This window comes from Slackia equolifaciens (assembly GCF_003725995.1).
Lineage (GTDB): Bacteria > Actinomycetota > Coriobacteriia > Coriobacteriales > Eggerthellaceae > Slackia > Slackia equolifaciens.
On sequence record NZ_QIBX01000009.1, the window covers coordinates 61,327 to 78,628 of the forward strand.

Annotated in this window: 14 protein-coding genes; 5 read left to right on the plus strand and 9 right to left on the minus strand. The window is 50.7% G+C overall.

The window, feature by feature from the left end; translation table 11 throughout:
• The first annotated feature begins 168 nt into the window (after positions 1-168).
• Positions 169-1,143, plus strand: a complete 975-nt coding sequence (locus DMP06_RS06250) for a winged helix-turn-helix domain-containing protein (protein ID WP_161957849.1) — start codon at positions 169-171, stop codon at positions 1,141-1,143.
• A gap of 130 nt (positions 1,144-1,273) precedes the next feature.
• Here the strand turns inward: DMP06_RS06250 and DMP06_RS06255 are convergent, their stop codons facing one another.
• Positions 1,274-2,272, minus strand: a complete 999-nt coding sequence (locus DMP06_RS06255; protein WP_181443026.1) for a restriction endonuclease — start codon at positions 2,270-2,272, stop codon at positions 1,274-1,276.
• A gap of 59 nt (positions 2,273-2,331) precedes the next feature.
• Entirely contained in the window at positions 2,332-3,093 is a 762-nt protein-coding gene (locus DMP06_RS06260) for a restriction endonuclease subunit S (RefSeq protein WP_123208892.1), read from the minus strand.
• Positions 3,094-3,116: 23 nt separating this feature from the next.
• Here DMP06_RS06260 and xerA point away from each other — a divergent pair, with 23 nt between their 5' ends.
• A complete protein-coding gene (gene xerA, locus DMP06_RS06265) occupies positions 3,117-4,085 on the plus strand; it encodes a site-specific tyrosine recombinase/integron integrase (protein ID WP_123208893.1) in 969 nt (322 codons plus the stop codon).
• On the plus strand, positions 4,082-5,194 hold the full coding sequence (locus DMP06_RS11570) for a restriction endonuclease subunit S (RefSeq protein WP_220092543.1): 1,113 nt from the start codon (positions 4,082-4,084) through the stop codon (positions 5,192-5,194). Before xerA ends, DMP06_RS11570 begins: the two co-directional genes overlap by 4 nt.
• Here DMP06_RS11570 and DMP06_RS06275 read toward each other — a convergent pair.
• From DMP06_RS06275 to DMP06_RS06295, 5 genes are all read right to left on the minus strand, one after another.
• Positions 5,160-5,738 (minus strand): restriction endonuclease subunit S, encoded by a 579-nt coding sequence (locus tag DMP06_RS06275; protein WP_123208894.1) that lies wholly within the window; start codon positions 5,736-5,738, stop codon positions 5,160-5,162. The genes DMP06_RS11570 and DMP06_RS06275 overlap by 35 nt on opposite strands.
• A complete protein-coding gene (locus DMP06_RS06280; protein ID WP_123208895.1) occupies positions 5,728-7,239 on the minus strand; it encodes a type I restriction-modification system subunit M in 1,512 nt (503 codons plus the stop codon). Before DMP06_RS06280 ends, DMP06_RS06275 begins: the two co-directional genes overlap by 11 nt.
• Before the next feature lie 11 nt (positions 7,240-7,250).
• A complete protein-coding gene (locus DMP06_RS06285; RefSeq protein WP_245962408.1) occupies positions 7,251-10,331 on the minus strand; it encodes a type I restriction endonuclease subunit R in 3,081 nt (1,026 codons plus the stop codon).
• Between the two features lie 174 nt (positions 10,332-10,505).
• Entirely contained in the window at positions 10,506-11,663 is a 1,158-nt protein-coding gene (locus DMP06_RS06290; protein WP_123208897.1) for a hypothetical protein, read from the minus strand.
• 8 nt (positions 11,664-11,671) lie between these two features.
• Positions 11,672-12,322, minus strand: a complete 651-nt coding sequence (locus DMP06_RS06295) for a hypothetical protein (protein WP_123208898.1) — start codon at positions 12,320-12,322, stop codon at positions 11,672-11,674.
• A gap of 235 nt (positions 12,323-12,557) precedes the next feature.
• On the opposite strand from DMP06_RS06295, the gene DMP06_RS06300 reads away from it, so the two are divergent.
• Positions 12,558-13,010 carry a hypothetical protein gene (locus tag DMP06_RS06300; RefSeq protein WP_123208899.1) on the plus strand — a complete coding sequence of 151 codons (453 nt, stop codon included), beginning with the start codon at positions 12,558-12,560 and terminating at the stop codon, positions 13,008-13,010.
• A 153-nt stretch (positions 13,011-13,163) separates the two neighbouring features.
• Positions 13,164-14,879, plus strand: a complete 1,716-nt coding sequence (locus DMP06_RS06305; protein ID WP_148042503.1) for a hypothetical protein — start codon at positions 13,164-13,166, stop codon at positions 14,877-14,879.
• Positions 14,880-15,121: 242 nt separating this feature from the next.
• Here DMP06_RS06305 and DMP06_RS06310 read toward each other — a convergent pair whose 3' ends face one another.
• Together DMP06_RS06310 and DMP06_RS06315 are read right to left on the minus strand one after the other, a co-directional pair.
• Positions 15,122-15,607, minus strand: a complete 486-nt coding sequence (locus DMP06_RS06310; protein WP_123208901.1) for a GNAT family N-acetyltransferase — start codon at positions 15,605-15,607, stop codon at positions 15,122-15,124.
• 214 nt (positions 15,608-15,821) lie between these two features.
• Positions 15,822-17,150 (minus strand): DNA-binding protein, encoded by a 1,329-nt coding sequence (locus DMP06_RS06315; RefSeq protein ID WP_123208902.1) that lies wholly within the window; start codon positions 17,148-17,150, stop codon positions 15,822-15,824.
• Positions 17,151-17,302 lie beyond the last annotated feature (152 nt).

Here is a 17,302-nt window from a genome sequence, read left to right on the forward strand (position 1 = left end):
CGCCAGCAGAACAAAAGCCAATTCGAAACCCCGGATTTTGAATCCCGCGCCTCCGCAGCCTCGCACCAAAGCGACGTCGCGTTATCGCAACACGCAAGAGACGTCGCGCATTCGAATGAGCACGAGCCCGCAGCCAACCGCATTGATGCCGCGGAAGAATCCATTGTCGTGGCAGAGTACGTTCCTGACAGCGGATGGCTCATTTTGTACGCGAACGCACCCGCACGAAAGATGTTTGGCCTTGGGCTGATCGACTTCGGCACCAAGGTATACGGCTCGTTAGCGGCCTTGGATGCCGTCGAATTCTCGGACGACGCAGCAGGCGACAGGCCAGAACGCGCTGCTCGCAATCGCGCCCTGCAAGCGGGACTTGCAGAGCTACTCGAGCGCTCTCCCCTGCCCGCTGAGGCATCCACGGGCCTCGCCCAGCGCGGCGTTGCCGATGCGGAAAGCAGGCGGACAGGTGCGCCGTATCGCCTGCTCATTGAGCCCGATCCTGCAAATCCCGACCGTATGATTCTTCGCGCTTTTCCCATGGGCGAGGATTGCATGCATGAACATGGGGATGAGCGTGGGAATGGGCATGGGACCGAGGACGGACGCGAGATTGGGCGGGAGCCTGGGCCTTCGGCCAAACCCGAGCCTTGGTCCGAGCACGACCATGAGCCTAAGCGCGAATCCCAGCCAGAGCCCGATTCCAATACCACGGCGGCCAAAGGCGCCGAGCACCAGATTGCCATCAGGACGTTCGGCTATTTCGACGTATTCGTGGACGGCAATCCCATCCCCTTTCGCAGCGAGAAAGCCAAGGAGCTGCTCGCGCTTCTGGTTGACCGAAGGGGCGGATTCGTTTCGTCGTCTGAGGCTATCTCGGTTTTATGGGAAGACGAGCCCTTGACCGAGCAGTCGCGGGCGCGGTATCGCAAGGTGGCCATGAAGCTGCGCGAAACGCTCGAGGAGCACCACGCCGAACAGGCGATTGAGACGGTACGCGGCAAGCGGCGCGTGGTTCCCGAGCACGTGTCGTGCGACCTGTACGACCATCTTTCAGGAGCGCAAGACGATACGACCGCATTTCGCGGAGCCTATCTGCAAAACTACAGCTGGGGCGAATTCACCCTCGCCGAGCTGCTGCATGCGTGAGAGAAGGCAGAACTCTCACTCACACAGAGCGAAGAAGGTGCACGGCCTCATCGACCCGCATTCAACACGGCAAAGAAAACAGCTCGAGGCGGGTGTTTCCCACGTCATTGCGATTAAGCATCCGTTGCCACTACGCCGGCCAATAGATTCGCACAAGCGGAAGAATCGCCCTCATGTCCATATCTGCGCTGTCGTAATTATCGACCACCAGGCGCACGAATTGGTCCAGGTCCAAAAGCTTGACGGGCATAAGCGCACGATCTGCCTCGTACATCGCATCCTTGGTAAATCCGCCCGTGCTTACGTAGAGACCGCTATCGGTGTTGCGCAGGCCGCCGATAAACGAACGTAGCGCCGGAGCGCCCATGGTCTCCTTGCGATGTTTCACCTCGACTACGATGCGCGGAGATTCGAGGCCAAGGCCATCAGGCGACGCGATAATGTCACGACCGCCATCAGACCCACGGCGCGTCATGGACGTTTTGTACCCCATAGCACGAAGCACGCCCGCCACCAGCTGCTCCATTTCTTCCCAGGTCAGCTGCAGCACGCGATCCTTGATGCGTTCGATGCCATCCTCCGCCGTTGCCTCGCGAATTTCCGCAGCATTTTCTTCCTCTTCGTCTCCTTCGCTCGACGCAACGGGCGGCACTCCCCTTGAGGCATTCTCTAACTCGCGAAGAGCCTCATCCGAAACAGCAAACAAGGTTGAGATGCTTCCAAGCGAATGTTTGGCGCGCGCCGACAACGCATCACGCGAAGCGGTGGCTTTCCAGGCAACCTTGCGCCTATAAGAGCCATCATCATCGTCAGAATCTTCCGGCATTACAAATGTGCACGACCCCATCACTTCGCCAATATGATAAAGACGGGTTGCCGGCTCATACATGACCACTGTCGAGCCTTCCACGATTTCATGTCCAAAGCGATAAATCATACCCGCGTTTGCCGCAACAACCTGTCGCGAGGCATCGGGAAACTGCATCTTATAAAGAGACTTGATCTGGTCTTTTGAGATCGTGGCAATATCTGCCCCACCCAAATTCCAATAGATGGCGATATAGCCCCTACTAATCCACTCAGCAGCCCAAACTCCACCCTTGCCGGCTCGAATTATCCATGCGGCCATATGCGCTCCTTTGGTTGGTACCCGGTCTGCATTGTACGGCAATTAAGGGACATGCCGCATCAAGCAGCCACGAACGTATCCAGATAATAATGGCACGACGCATGCAAATGATTATTTAACTGCGTAGGTAGCTTGACCTTCGAGACATCTATTTCGCCAGACATCAGTTTAGACAGCAGAGCATCCCTGAGATTTCCCAGTTGCCGGCTTTCCTCTTCAAGACAACGCTGTTGCTCAAACAGCGGAGCGGCCCATTCCTCAAACTCTGCGCATAGATCTACGTCAGGCAGCGTCAGCTCAATATCTGCCATCACCTTTCCAGAAATCTCTGGGAAAGTAGTTCCAGAACCGGCATCAGCTATTCGATCCTTGTTGCGAACGAGGAAACAGTAGACGAATGCCGTTCCAATTTCCGTGCGTGGAACAACAGATTTGAAGCCTTGGTTCGTGGTTACATCATCGGCGGCAATAGCAATATAGCCGATTGGTGCTCTAGAACTGAATAGCACGGTACCTGGGGGCAGCTTTTTTACACTGCACGAGTCAAACCCAGCTTGAGTGATGTCATCGGCGCCATGAGCAATGAATTTGTCGCTTGTGTTCGACAGGTCCTTTGGCGTTATCCAACCGATGCCATCGTGACAGTAGTACTCGGGCTTCTTCCTGGAAGGTGTAGCTCCGCCGACCACATCGCCTATATCAGCAATTGTGCCGTTGTGAGTGCTTTTACTGCCGAAGAAATTGTCATAGCGGGCAAGCAAAAGCTGCTCTAAATAATCATTTGCTGCAGCAAATCTCGATAGAAGGCAGAATATCCCCATCGCCCTCGATGAAAGGAACCACGATGGAGACCACAATATGCAGCATCCTTGCCCAAATGCAGTCTATTTTGACAAGCAGCCAGCTCAAACGCCTAGGAGAAGTCCTTCGAACAGCACTCTCGTCTACAAGCGCAACAATAGAAGCTGAAAGCAACGAAAATCTGCTAGCCCTTTTCCTCACGGCTAAAGAAGTCGAAGGCTGTTCAGCTCGCACAATCAACTACTATGAAAGCACAATCCAGCATATGATTGGCTCGATCGAGAAGCCCTATACTCAGATTGAAAGCGACGACTTACGCAGATACCTCCATGAATATGAATTGCGAAGAGGCGCCAGTAAAGTCACCATCGATAACATCCGCCGTATTTTATCCAGCTTCTTCTCGTGGCTCGAAGACGAAGACTACATCGTAAAAAGTCCCGTGAGGCGAATTCACAAAGTTAAAACCGCCACCGTTACAAAAGAGGTGCTCACCGATGAAGACCTGGAAACACTTCGTGACAGCTGCGCCAACCTTCGCGACCTTGCAATAATAGACATGCTTGCAAGCACCGGCATGCGCATTGGAGAACTCGTTGGGCTCGATATAACAGACATCAACCTGCAAGAACGCGAATGTGTAGTGACGGGAAAAGGCAATAAACAGCGCCCCGCGTACTTCGATGCGCGGGCTAAACTTCACCTTCAGTCATATCTCGAATCGAGAAACGATGACTGCCCCGCGCTTTTCATATCCCTTAATTCATCTGCGGAAAGGATAAGCATAGGAGGAATCGAGACCCGGCTGCGCAAACTCGGGAAAACAACGGGAGTCGGTCGCGTCCATCCTCATAAATTTCGCCGAACTCTTGCAACTCACGCCATTGACAAAGGAATGCCAATCGAACAAGTGCAAAAACTACTCGGTCATGCGAGAATAGATACTACCATGCACTACGCCATGGTGAATCAGAGCAACGTAAAGGCTTCGCATAGAAGGTATTTGGAATGACGAGAATTGAACTTGGAGAAATATGCAGGTATCGGACCGAGAGCGCGCCCATAAATCCCTCTACGTATATTTCAACCGAGTCGATGCTTCCAGATAAAGCAGGAATAAAACCAGCGGCATCAATTCCCATCAGTGGCAAGGCTCGAGCCTTCAGAAGGGGCGATACCCTCGTCTCTAATATTCGCCCATATTTCAAAAAGATTTGGCAAGCCGACCATGATGGATGCTGCTCGGCAGACGTGCTGATTTTTGAGCCGCATGCATGCCATCCCGATTACCTGTACTGGCTTCTTTCCGACGACTCTTTCTTCGACCATGTCGTAGCTACGTCAAAGGGTACGAAAATGCCCCGTGGAGACAAAGCCGCAATAATGCACTATGAATTCGAAAAAATGGACGAAGGGGGCCAACGCACAATCGCGAAAACCCTCAACCCCATCCGAAATTTAATCGCCCTCAATCAACGCATAAATGATTATTTGGAGCAATGCGCGCTCGCTATTTACAAAGAAAAATTCGAGTATTCGGACGAGACTCTTCCTGTCGGATGGAGTTGGCATGCGCTATCTGAATTCTTTCCGGTCAAGACGGGCAAAAAAGACGCAAATGTTGCCGTCGAGGGCGGGAAATATCCATTCTTTACTTGTTCGCAGTCATCAACTACAACTAATGCTTACTCCTTTGAAGGGGACGCAATCCTGGTTGCCGGCAATGGAAACTTTAACGTTAAATGGTTCAGGGGGAAATTCGAAGCCTATCAGCGGACATACGTCCTCATGCCCGAAAATGGCGAGTTGCTTGGCTGGCTTTATTGCGCAGTGAAAAGGAACCTTGAGTTCATCACCCAAAGTGCTCGTGGGTCGGTTATCAAGTTCATCACAAAGGGCAACATCGCGGATTACAAAATAGCAGTTCCTCAGGATGTGCTAACAAACGAATACGTCAAGCAGCTTAATCAACTACTCCTAACAGTTGAGGAGAGTAAGAAAGAAATCGCTGCACTCTCAGCTCTTCGCGATATTCTTCTCCCCAAACTCATGTCTGGCGAAATCGATGTCTCGAATATCGAACTATCTACGCCACCAAATAATCATTTGTCCGTTGGTTGAGAAGCTGTTTTTCATAAATAACATCCAACAGAGAAACCACGCGACGCTGATTCTCAATGGGAGGAAGGTCAACCTCTATTCGCGCCAGGTCGGTAGGGTGAACGCGAAAAACTTTCATGCCCCGCACATACTGACGAAGCAGCGTCTTAAAATATGTCGACTGCAAGAGATAATTGAGATAAGCAGGCTCAACGATATCGCGTCGTATTACCCGAACGATGGTTGTTTCGGTCCCCGAAACCGCAATCCTTCCCTTTGGGTTGTTAAAAAGAAACGCATGACCTAAATCATCAATCGTCTCCGACGTGAGCACGTAAACGATATCTTGATCGTGCAGAAACTGCCCAGTCTTCACCTTTTCATCTGACGCGACATACGGCAATTGCTTCTGCGGAGACTCTACGTCAATGCGCAACGAAAAACCCCGGTACAAATCACCGTAATGAATGTACAAATAATCACCCGTCTCATGCATACGAGCTCGAGGGATGCTAGCCCCTCGGTCGAACGCACAGATATCGCCAAGGGCAACCCTAAATCCCATAGCCAATCGCCTCCAAGTTCTTTCTGATTTGCTCCTGCAGACGATTGGATTCTTCGAAGCATTTGGAGAGTTCACCGGTTAAACGTGCCATCTTTTCTTCGAAAGGCTCGTCATCTTCTTCGACATCCGCAATGCCAACGTAACGGCCGGGCGTCAGGATGTAGTCCTGCTTCGCTATATCCTCGATGGAAACCGCAGCAGAAAAGCCCTTTTCTTCCTCGAGCGTTCCGTTGCGGAACGCGTCAAACGTACTAGCAACCTTCGCAATATCCTCCGCCGTGAATTCGCGCAACTTGCGACTAACCATGGTCCCCATGTTTCGCGCATCAATGAAGAGCGTCTTTCCCGGCTGAGCTTTCTGTTTTGAAATAATCCACAGGCTAACGGGAATGCCGGTGCTATAGAACAGTTTATCGGGCATTGCGATGATGCCTTCAACGAGGTCTGCATTCACAATATTGGCTCGGATGTCACCCTCGCCGCTCGTTTGGCTAGAAAGCGACCCGTTCGCAAGCACCATGCCCATACGACCAGTGCGATTAAGATGATGAATCATATGCTGAACCCATGCAAAGTTCGCGTTGCCCTCTGGCGGAATACCGAATTCCCAACGAGGGTCTTCCTTGAGACGGTCACCACCCCAGTCGGACAAGTTGAAGGGCGGATTTGCCAATACAAAGTCAAAGCGTTCATTCTTATGCACGTCATTGAAGAACGTATCTGCGTTGAATTCGCCCAGATCCGCATCAATGCCGCGAATAGCAAGGTTCATCGTGGCCATTTTCCACGTGGTGGGATTGCTTTCCTGGCCAAAAATCGAGAGGTCATCAATTTTGCCCTGGTGATTCTTCACGAATTCGGCCGACTGAACAAACATGCCACCGCTTCCGCAGCAGGGGTCATATACACGCCCGTGGTACGGTTGAATGATTTCAACGAGCGTACGCACTACGCAAGCCGGAGTATAGAATTCGCCGGCATTCTTGCCTTCAGCTTCTGCAAATTTGCTTAGACAATACTCATAGGTGCGCCCAAGGATGTCACGCGTGTCGCCCTTCTCCGCCATCTGAACGTTGGTGAACAAATCAACAACCTCGCCAAGACGACGCTTGTCCAGCTCTTGACGAGCGAAGTTTTTAGGCAAAATCCCTTTTAACTTGTCGTTTTCAGACTCGATAAGCCGCATAGCATTATCAATAGCCTTGCCGATTTCAGGCGTATGAGCGGCAGCCGCAATCACACCCCATCGAGCCTCCGGCGGAACGAAGAAAATGCTTTCGTACGTATACTCGTCGCGATCCTCCTCGAAACCCTCCCCCTCGTCAACAAGCTCTTGATATTTCTGTTCGAACTTGTCGGAAATGTATTTGAGGAAGATTAGCCCCAACACAACATTCTTGTACTCGGAAGCATCAATATTGCCTCGCAACTTATCTGCAGCGCTCCAAATCTGCTGCTCAAATCCAATTTCGGCAGTGTTTTCAGTTTTTTTACGTGCCACAGACCTACTCCTTAGCTACAAACCTTCGTATCAGCCCAAAGCTCACATTGAGCCATGACTGTCGCCATTGCTTCTTCGGCTCCCTCTGGTGGATACTTATACTTTCGCAATAAACGCTTAATCGCTCGCCGCATTCCGGCGCGCGCGGATTCTTTGCGCTGCCAGTCTATTGTAGCGCTTGAGCGCATTGCCTCGGTCAGCTCATGCGTGATAGCAATCAGCTGATCGTTGCTGTAGAAATCCTTCACCGCCTGAGGTTTAGTGATGGCATCGTAAAATGCCATCTCTTCGTTAGTCAGCCCCAGCTTTTCGGCATCGGAACGATCCTTCATCATTTCTTTTGCCATATTGACGAGCTCTTCTATTACCTGAGCATTTGTAAGCATGCCGTTAAGATAAGAATTAAGCGTGCCTTGTAGCATGTCGCTGAACTTCTCGGCCTTCACCACACTCGTTCTCTGGTATTGTCTCACACGCTCTTTAATAAGACGTTTCAGACTTTCCACAGCAATGTTCTTTTGTTTCATATGGGCAAGCTCTTGAAGGAATGACTCGTCGAATAAGGATATCTCCACGCTATCCTTTTCGAAGAGGTCGATAACTCCATCTGCCTGCACCGTCTGTTCAAGGATGGCGGAGACTCGCTTATTAAACTCCCCATAGGTCATACCTCTGCCACCGCCTCCGCCACGGCCCGCGAGGCGCAAGACCTGCACGCGTAGAACTGACAGATAAGCCGCTTCGTGCTGGTCCTCCTCGGAGACCAGGCTCTTGCATAAACTCAATGCTTGGTTCATAAGTTGGCATTGTTTAATGAAGTCCTCGCAGTCCTCCTTGTGCGAGGGGTCCAGTAGCCAATCCACCCCATTGGCAATAGCGGAAGCGAGTTGCGCCTTGCTGTCGGTGAAAATCGCCTTTTGGTAATCGAATCCATACATCAAGTCACGGCATACATCTAATTTCTCAAGGAATTTTGGATAGGCGGTTGCCGCAATATCCATGTCGCCATAGTTCGACTGATCACGATTGGTATAGTCTTTCATCGCCTGCTTAAGGGCCCGAGCAATGCCAATATAGTCAACAACCAGGCCGCCTTCTTTTCCCTTACATACACGGTTGACTCGCGCAATGGCCTGCATGAGGTTGTGGCCTTTCATAGGCTTGAACACATACATCGTAGCCAAGCTCGGAACATCGAAGCCCGTAAGCCACATATCCACCACAATGGCTATCTTGAGCGGATCGTTATCATTTTTGAACTTCCGCTCCATCTCCTTCTTATGGGTTTTGCCACCACATACGTCGAACCATTCCTCGGGATCTTGATTACCCATCGTCATTACCACCCCAAGCTTCTCTTTCCATTGAGGACGAAGCTCCATCATGCGGTAATAAATCTTCATGGCCACCGGTCGGCTGTAGGCAACTATGAGCGCCTTACCCGCCAAAATATCAGCTCGATTGTTTTCATAATGGTCGATGATGTCTTTGCAGAGTGCATCGATTGTCTCGGGCGCGCCGAATATGGCATCCAAGCCGCCCGTATCGCGCTTCGCCTTTTCCACGCTCGCTGCATCTGCTTGCTCCGCAAATTCGGAATAGGCGGCGTCCAACTGCGCAAGCTTATCTTTATCCAGCTTGAGCGCCACCACGCGACTTTCGTAAAACACAGGACGAGTCGCGTTGTCCTCGACCGACTGAGTCATGTCGTACACGTCGATATAGTCGCCGAATATTTCGCGAGTGTTTTTATCCTCGGTCGAAATGGGCGTACCAGTAAATCCAATATACGAAGCGTTCGGCAGCGCTTTTCGAACAAGACGCGCTGCCCCAATAGAGACATTGCCCTCTGCGTCCATCTTTTCGGTGAGCCCATATTGGCCACGATGAGCCTCATCAATCATCACGATAACATTGCCACGGTCGCACAAGGACTCGTCGCCATCCATGAACTTTTGCATCGTAGTGAAAATGATGCCGTTCGCCTCGCGCCCAACGAGCAGAGACTTCAGGTGGCTGCGACTCTCCGCCTGCACAGCAGTCTGGCGCAGAAAAGGAGCACAGCGACTGAATTGCCCATACAGCTGATCGTCGAGATCATTGCGGTCAGTGATAACCACAATGGTGGGATTTTCGAGTCGTTCCTGAATAAGATGGGCGAAAAATACCATCGAGAGAGATTTGCCAGAACCCTGGGTATGCCAGAATACACCGATCTTTCCGTCGCCCTCCACCGCCTCAACGGCACGTTCAGCGGCCTTCTTTACGGCAAAATACTGGTGATAACCAGCAAGGATTTTGATTACCCTAGAGGCGTCATTGTTGAAGCAGACGAAATTCTTGATGATGTCAAGAAGCCGCTCTTTCGGCATCATGCCGTCGAGCATCGTCTTCCATGTAGCGGCTTTCGTGTTCGAATAGTCGCCATCGGAAGATTTCCAGGATACGTAACGATCTTCATCTGCGGTAATAGTGCCCACCCGAGTTTCGCTCATATCGCTCATTACGCAGAACACGTTCGGAACGAAAAGACTCGGGATCTGTTTCATGTACTGTCTTAACTGCAGATAAGCATCAGAAGCATCGGTCTCTTCGCGAGATGGTGACTTCAACTCAAAAAGGACGAGAGGCATGCCGTTCACGAACACGATAATGTCCGGGCGTTTCTCTGAGTATTCGACAAAAGTCCACTGATTTACAACATAAAAGTCGTTATTGTCGGGCTTCTCAAAATCCAATAGGTAGACAATATCGTCGCGCTCTTCTTTGCCGTCATAAAAATGGACCTCTACTCCATTTTGGAGGTAGTCATTGAATTTTTCATTTCTCTGTTCAAAAGAACCGGTATCAATATCCTTTATTTTCTGAACGGCTTCCTGTATGGCAGGAAACGGAAGGGAAGGATTGATGCGCCGAAGAGCCCGAGGAAGCACATCAGGAATAAAGACGTCATCGTATTTATTGCCAGAACGCGGCACGTCGGGGCCGTAGAGATGCTCGTAACCGAACTCCGCGCAGAGATGCTCAATAATGACATCTTCAAAAAAATCTTCATCCATCTTAATGAACGAGTACTCTACGCTCTTTGTCATCCTCATGCCTTCCGACCTTGCCATCCTTTTAGGCTGGACGCGCTTTCGCTTACCAAGCGCATAGCAATGTGATAGGTTCTTAAATTGTAACAAAGGAAATGAATTGGAGCCCGGTTATCAATAGCGAATGGCAGGCAGCGGCCACGGACAAGCCGGGCCCTTTCAATAATTCCGTCAAGCGGCTGACCCATCATCAATAAGCCAGCACTTCTCTCCATCCGTAAGCATGGTACGAGCTGTCTTGCCAGCCATAATCATTCGATCAATTCCTGCAGCGCAATCGATAGCATTGGCCTTAGCTTCGGAGGTCGCCTTCCGCAAGTCCGACTGCATACCCACTTTCGCTTCGAGCAATTTGCTTTTCGCCGCAGCCCGGGGAGTTTGTGAAGCCAGACGCTTTACGACGTTGCCCGAAGCTTTCGGCAACGCTATAGGGGCTCCCTTTATCTCGCCTATTCTCAATTCGAAAATCCCAGATAGCCTTTGCCACTTGACAAAAAACTCCTGCGATTTCTCCTCTATCCGACCCCGTTCCACAAAGGCGCTACGCTCATCCATGCATCCGTCGTAGTACATCCTTGTCATCGCCAAAGCAGAAAGGGCACGCAAACATAGATTAAACTGCTCCTTGTACGAACCCAGCTCGTTCAATAGCAACGCCATTGCTTTTTCCGTCGGCTTGGCCTCGCCCAGCCGTTTTTCCAGGTCTTCCAATTGTTCGACAATCCAGTCGATTACCTCCCCCACGTCATTGTACCTGGATTCGATTTCATTCCTGGCAGCCTGAAACGCCTCGCGCGGCTTGCTAGCATAGTCGTCATGCAAGTTCACGTATGCTTTTGCGATGCTTATCGCATTCTTGACTTTCGCCTTCTGCTCGCCCGCAATCATTGCGACAACCGTATCCAGTTTCGAATCAATTCTATCCAGGCTGTCGCTAATCTCAGTCATATAAGCTTGGCCCACAACCATTGCGGCCGCAGCTAGACCAATAGTGGCAACCTGAGTGGGACTCACCCCGTTTAGCTTCAGCGACACATCGCCGTTAATCTTGCCATTAGCATCTCGCACCAAAGCCCTAACGGATTCTGCGTCCTTCTTGGAAGGAATCAGGTCATGCAATGTATACCCATCGGGAACTTTAACCTTGTAAAGATTCGCACCCTCAGCAGCCTCCAGCAAATCAGAAGCAACGCTCAAAGTCGAATTGACCCTGTCGAAAAAGCAAATACCTTCGCCGTCTTTTCCGACCTTCGAAACAACCGTAATGTCTGCCAAGTCATCGGGGCCGATTATTTCAATGTCGATAGGCGCAAGCTCCTTAGTTCCCACAGATACTCCTATTTGGTCTCGACACAACTCGCTGCCGCCATTGCTTCCCATTTGTTGTAGGACGAAATAGACTGCAAATCATCCACCAGACTGATACATTTCTCCTGCATCTTCGAAAGCTCACATGGGTAAATTAGAATCTTCATTGGTGCATTAAATTTGAAGTCAGCATAAACATCCACGTTTCCGAACCCGCGCAGTTGCGAATACACGGCAAAGCCTATTGTCTCACTGCACCCCACAAATACATCCTTGTAGGCTGCTGAATCCTTTTCGCGAGAAGACTTCATTGTAATAATTGCATAGCAACCAGGAATCGCCATGTACCCTGACCTCAAATCGCCATGATCAACAACGTTGTCTTCAAAGTTCTTAAAGAACTCCTTGGCGTCGATAGGCGGCAAGGAACTCGCCACCGCGCGTTTCTTTGCCTCTTCGCAAATCTTTTGCCGCTCTTTAAAATCCTTGCGCTGTTTAATTTTGTCGAAAGCATTCTTTCGCACTTCATCGGCGGAATCTGCAGCCTTACGAGCTCGTTCGGCAACCTGTTCGACGACTTCTGGTCCATGTTTTTTAATATAAGGCTCAAATAAGGGCATCATTTCCCTGGCGAAATCAACTGCTTTTTTGACATCTTGAAGATCCACTTTTTTCGTCATGGTCACCCCATCATTTATGTAATTTCAAGTGAATGTACGATAACCATTATCGCACCTTGGAGCAAAGTTGCAGAGCTGGCATTGTCCCCATGTCGCCACTAACCCATTTCTTCTTTCACTTAGGGCTTTGGTTCAGGATAATATAGCCATCAGAAAATCTTTCGCGCTGAAAAAGCCATAGGAATAAACAATTTAAGGCACTCTGCATCATGCGAGAGCAAAGGGGATCACGGTAGTGAAAGAAGATGTCAATCTCCTCTGGTTTCTAGGAAAACTGCATGAGGTGTTCTCATACGGATTCATTGCGGCAATCGCATGCCTAGCTATCGGGATTACCAATACAGAAAGCTTATTATCGAGCGCATTCCAGCCAACAGGAATACCTGGTTTTTTCCTTTTTTATCTGTTCTGGACACTTGTTGGGTTTATTCCGATTTCCATTATCTGCGCATTCGCGACAAAGTATGCAGATGGAGGACAAGGCTTACTTTTTCAGTCGGATAGCATTGTCATCATTATGTTCGGGCATTTTTTTGAAGACATTTGCGGAATTATCGCAACTCCATTTTGGTTTCTCAAGGATTTGTTCACCCATGAGTTAGGTGGTTGGAAAACGGTCGATTACATCATCTACCTCCTGATTGTCGTCTTTGTGGCAATAGGAATTATCTCGTTAGTTCTCACATAAGCAGCACATCGAATTATCGTAATTCAAAATCCGAGCGGTAGCACACGAAGCAAAACGATGGCTAGCAACTTCATTCGCATATATACATAAAACGCAATAAGCTCAGCGAGAACCATAGCAATCACGTCCCCTGGCAACGAACCGGAGCATAAGTTGAGAGAAATAGAAGACAACGCATTACCTAACCCAGCTTCACCGAAATACTTTCACCCAGACGAAGACGATACAGCAGCTCGGATTCCCGATGCGTCAGCAGATGAAGCACCGGCACAAAACAAACGCCATTTCAGTTCAAATAAACATTCTATAAGTTTTGCCGTCTACCTCCTTCGTGCGGTGCCTCTTGTGCTTATCCTCACAATTGTTGGCAAATTCGTGCCATTGTTTCCCTCAGTTATATTTCCAGCCATTATCCTGCTCTATGCCATTCCCGCAACTCTTGGCCCAATGCACAACGTCGTGGTTAAACGGCTCTTCAGACAGGAAAACTACACCCCAACCGGCACGCTCTCGAATCGCAACAGAAGATGGACCCTCTGGATGGCGATTCTATTCTCTCTGGCGCTATTCTCGGCACTTGCATTCGTTCTGAAATCTCCCAGCTGGAGCGATTCGGAATGGCTATTAATTTGGGCCGCCGCCATCTTCTTCTATCCAATCTTCCAACTCATCCAGCATCTCAGCAAAAAGGAATACTCACCGAAGCTCGACAAGGCGAAGGCGCTTACATTGAGCATAATCGTAACAACCATCGCTCTTTGTATCGCTTACGCGCTCACCAGTGCCGGCTCTTCCCTTGGCGTGCAGGCAGATTTTAAAGAGACGCTTCAAAGCAGATTCATGCCTTTCGAGCAATCATCGTGCACCGTCCTAAGCGAGCTGAATAAGGCGTCCACATATGCGGATTTCCTCACCCAGTATGGGCTGAGTTATATAGCAAGTTCCTCTTACATCGTTGCTTTTGTTATTCAAATCGTCTTAAGCGCTTCTATTTTCTTTGGCATTGTTGGCCAATTCGGAGCCTGCCTAATCACGCGCCAAGAAATCAAAAGCGAATTTCAGTTGCTGCCTAGCAAACATGACGAAGAAAGCGAAGGTCGCATACGTAGACGATACGTAGCTGTCGTTGCTGGAATCTGGATAATCGCGTCTATAGCCTTCCTCTGCGTGGAATACGAGTGGTCCAAAACGAGAACGTCACAACCATACACGGAAATAGATCAAACCCTCGATGAAATAACGGGCTGGATTGTTCTCGCGACCGACCACAGCGCCGAGGAATTAACCGATATGGTAGAGAACGAAGAGGGAATACAAGCCATTAAGGATGATTACGAATCGGAACGCGATCGATTTATAGAAAAAAACGAAAGTAAGCTGAAGGAAGAAATCGAAATCTATTACCAGAACTGCAGCAACAATACGGACGCCTATCTCGACTGGTATTACGGCATACAGGGAGGTTTTGCGCGCTTCGTAAAATTCCTCGGTAAGGATATGGCCGCAGATCAATTCAATTCGCTGGTTGTCAATCCCGTAGACAGCTCATCCCTAGAGAACGAGTATGGCAATTACATCAGCGGGCTTAAATCGGAGTATGATGAATATCGAAGTGCAGTAGTGGAATATGACCCCAATCGCGCAGACATGGCGACCGTTGAAGAAAGGTTCGCAGATGTGGCAGATATGCCTAACCTGTGGCCCTTGTGGAACAGCGATGCCCATGACTCCATAGTGGAAGAAACACTACTCGCCTCAGGTAGCAACATCGACAGGGATTCTCTCAAAACGATGATCACGGAGTACATCGAAGCCGAAAAGACCGCACTCTTGAATTCGGTCGATTACGCTACGGAAAAACTGAAATAGCTGATTCGGTTCGCTTTGCGCATCGTGAGGAGACCCCATAATGGAACAAATAGTGACTTCGCGTTTGCGTAGCCACTAGCTCAAATCCATCGTCAACCGCGTTGCCACATGCGACACAATTCGAGCACGCGGCACCATCGACCCGCAAGACACGATGGCTCATTTCCGTACATAACTCCGCAGGAAACAATCAATGCCTGGAACCCCGTCAGGCGCGCCAGCCAACCGAGGCCGAGGATGCTTTAGCCCTCCTCCGCCAGCTGCTTCAAAGTCTCCCCCGCTATGCGATACGTTGTCCAGTCGGACATCTGTTCCGCGCCCAGAGACAGGTAGAAGTTGATACTGGGCGTGTTCCAATCGAGGCACCACCATTCAAGGCGCCCGCAGCCGCGCTCCACCGCAATCGAGGCAAGCTTCTTCAGAAGCGCCTTGCCGTACCCCTTGCCGCGATGTTCCGGCTTGACGAACAGATCCTCCAGATAAATCCCCGCACGGCCCAAAAACGTCGAGAAGTTGTGGAAGAACAGCGCAAACCCCACTTCAACGCCATCCTCCAGAACGAAAATCACTTCTGCCTTCTGCTTGTCGAAAAGCCACTCCTCGAGCGTCGCCTCATCGGCAACCACCTCGTCCAGCATGTGCTCGTATTCGGCAAGGTCCTTTATAAACTGGAGAATCAGCGGAACGTCTTGCCTCTCCGCATTGCGAAACACAGCCTCGTTGCTCATAGCTACACCCTCTCGCGCTTACCCGCCATTCGCGGATTTCTGACAACCCATTGGCCATTCCAGAACACGATAGCATTCGCTTGCCTATGATTGCATTACGCTTCCGGCAATTGGAAACACTGCGGCACAGCCCACCGAATGCACTAACTTGAATCCCCGTTGAACTCGGACAATAATAGCTCAGCTAACTAGGCTGAATTCGCAAAAGTCGGCCCTATCCCAACGCCTCGCGAATTGTCACCATGCGCTCTACGCGGAACTCCAATGCCCGCCGAATGTGTTCAAGCCTATCCTGGATTCGTTCGTTTTGCGCCAGAATTCCCATCGCCTCATCGACAAACCCGTCAAGTGCAGAAACATCCAGCCATGAAAGATCGCCCGCAAGCATCAGCTGCTTTGCCGGGCTGCTTTTGAATTGCTTGCCCTCAAACGAATAGTCCCCGCGGCGAAGGTCGTACAAGTCCTTCGTGCACCACAGGCTTGTGCCCGAGTCGAACAAGGGGGCAATGCGGTATTCAAGCGTTTCGACATTGCGAATGACTCCGTAATTTCGCGCATGCCTATCGGTGTTTGCCAGAATGTCGTCGCACACGATCATGTGCGACAACGCATCCTCCACTTCCTCGATTCCCAACTCTTGGCAGCAGGCGACATAATGCTGATATTCGCTGCGATGCGGCGGACGGCGAAAATGCGAAGCCACGTACACCGCCGGCACATACTCCTCGTCGTCTCGCACAAAGGCCGCACACGCCGAGGCGGGCTCATCATCCAGACGCTCAAGCCAATACGTCACATAGGACCCGTCAGGCACGATCCGACGATGAAGCGCCGTGGCAACCACCTCGTTATACGGTTCCTGATTAGCATGAATGCCGCCTTTGAGAAGAATCCTCGTGCCATCTGGCCCAATGACCCAATGCTTGGGAAGATTGCCGTCCGAGGTGTTGTCAGGATGCCGCGCGCTATCCCCCTCCCAAGACGCAACGCGAACATCCTCAAAGTCACTCATGAAAAAGTTAACGTCGCGCCACTCGATGTCGGACCCTTCGGGCTGCAGCCAATACTGATCGGACAGCGACAATCCGAGGCTCCTCACCGCAAGCTCCGACGGAACCGATACCCCTGCCTCCTCAAGCAGGCGCTCGACCCCCGCCCTTCCTTCGGGAATGCCTCTATTCTTCCACCAGACGTTGAAGGACGGCAGCGTTATGCGGTCCCGCTCCATAGCAAGCCCCAAAGGCGCACGCTCGGAATCGATGAGAGGGCCCGCCCATGTGAACTCCCTGATGTCGGAATCGTAGACGAGCTCCATGATGCTGTGCGTCCGGTTTTTTAGGACGAACCTCGTCTGGCATGCAGCGCTTCCTAAGCGCGGGCGGCCCGCGTTTGATGCTCGCTCAAGCCGCCGTGCGATGCTCGCCTCGTCTACCAGCCACATCTTTCCCACGCGCTCCCCCGCAAGAACGCCCTCTGAGAGAAGGGCAACAATCCTTCGCGGAGACACCCCTAGTATTTCCGCAGCTTCCTTAGTGGTTTTCATGGCGCATCCTTTATCGGAACAATTAATTTTAGAATGATTCTACTAAATATACCGATAAAGGAACACGCAAAGCGCCAAGCTCCTTCCTTTTTCGGAATAAACCTCAGCGCAACTGCATCCAGCAGAAGCGCGTGCACGGGCGCCGTCGATGC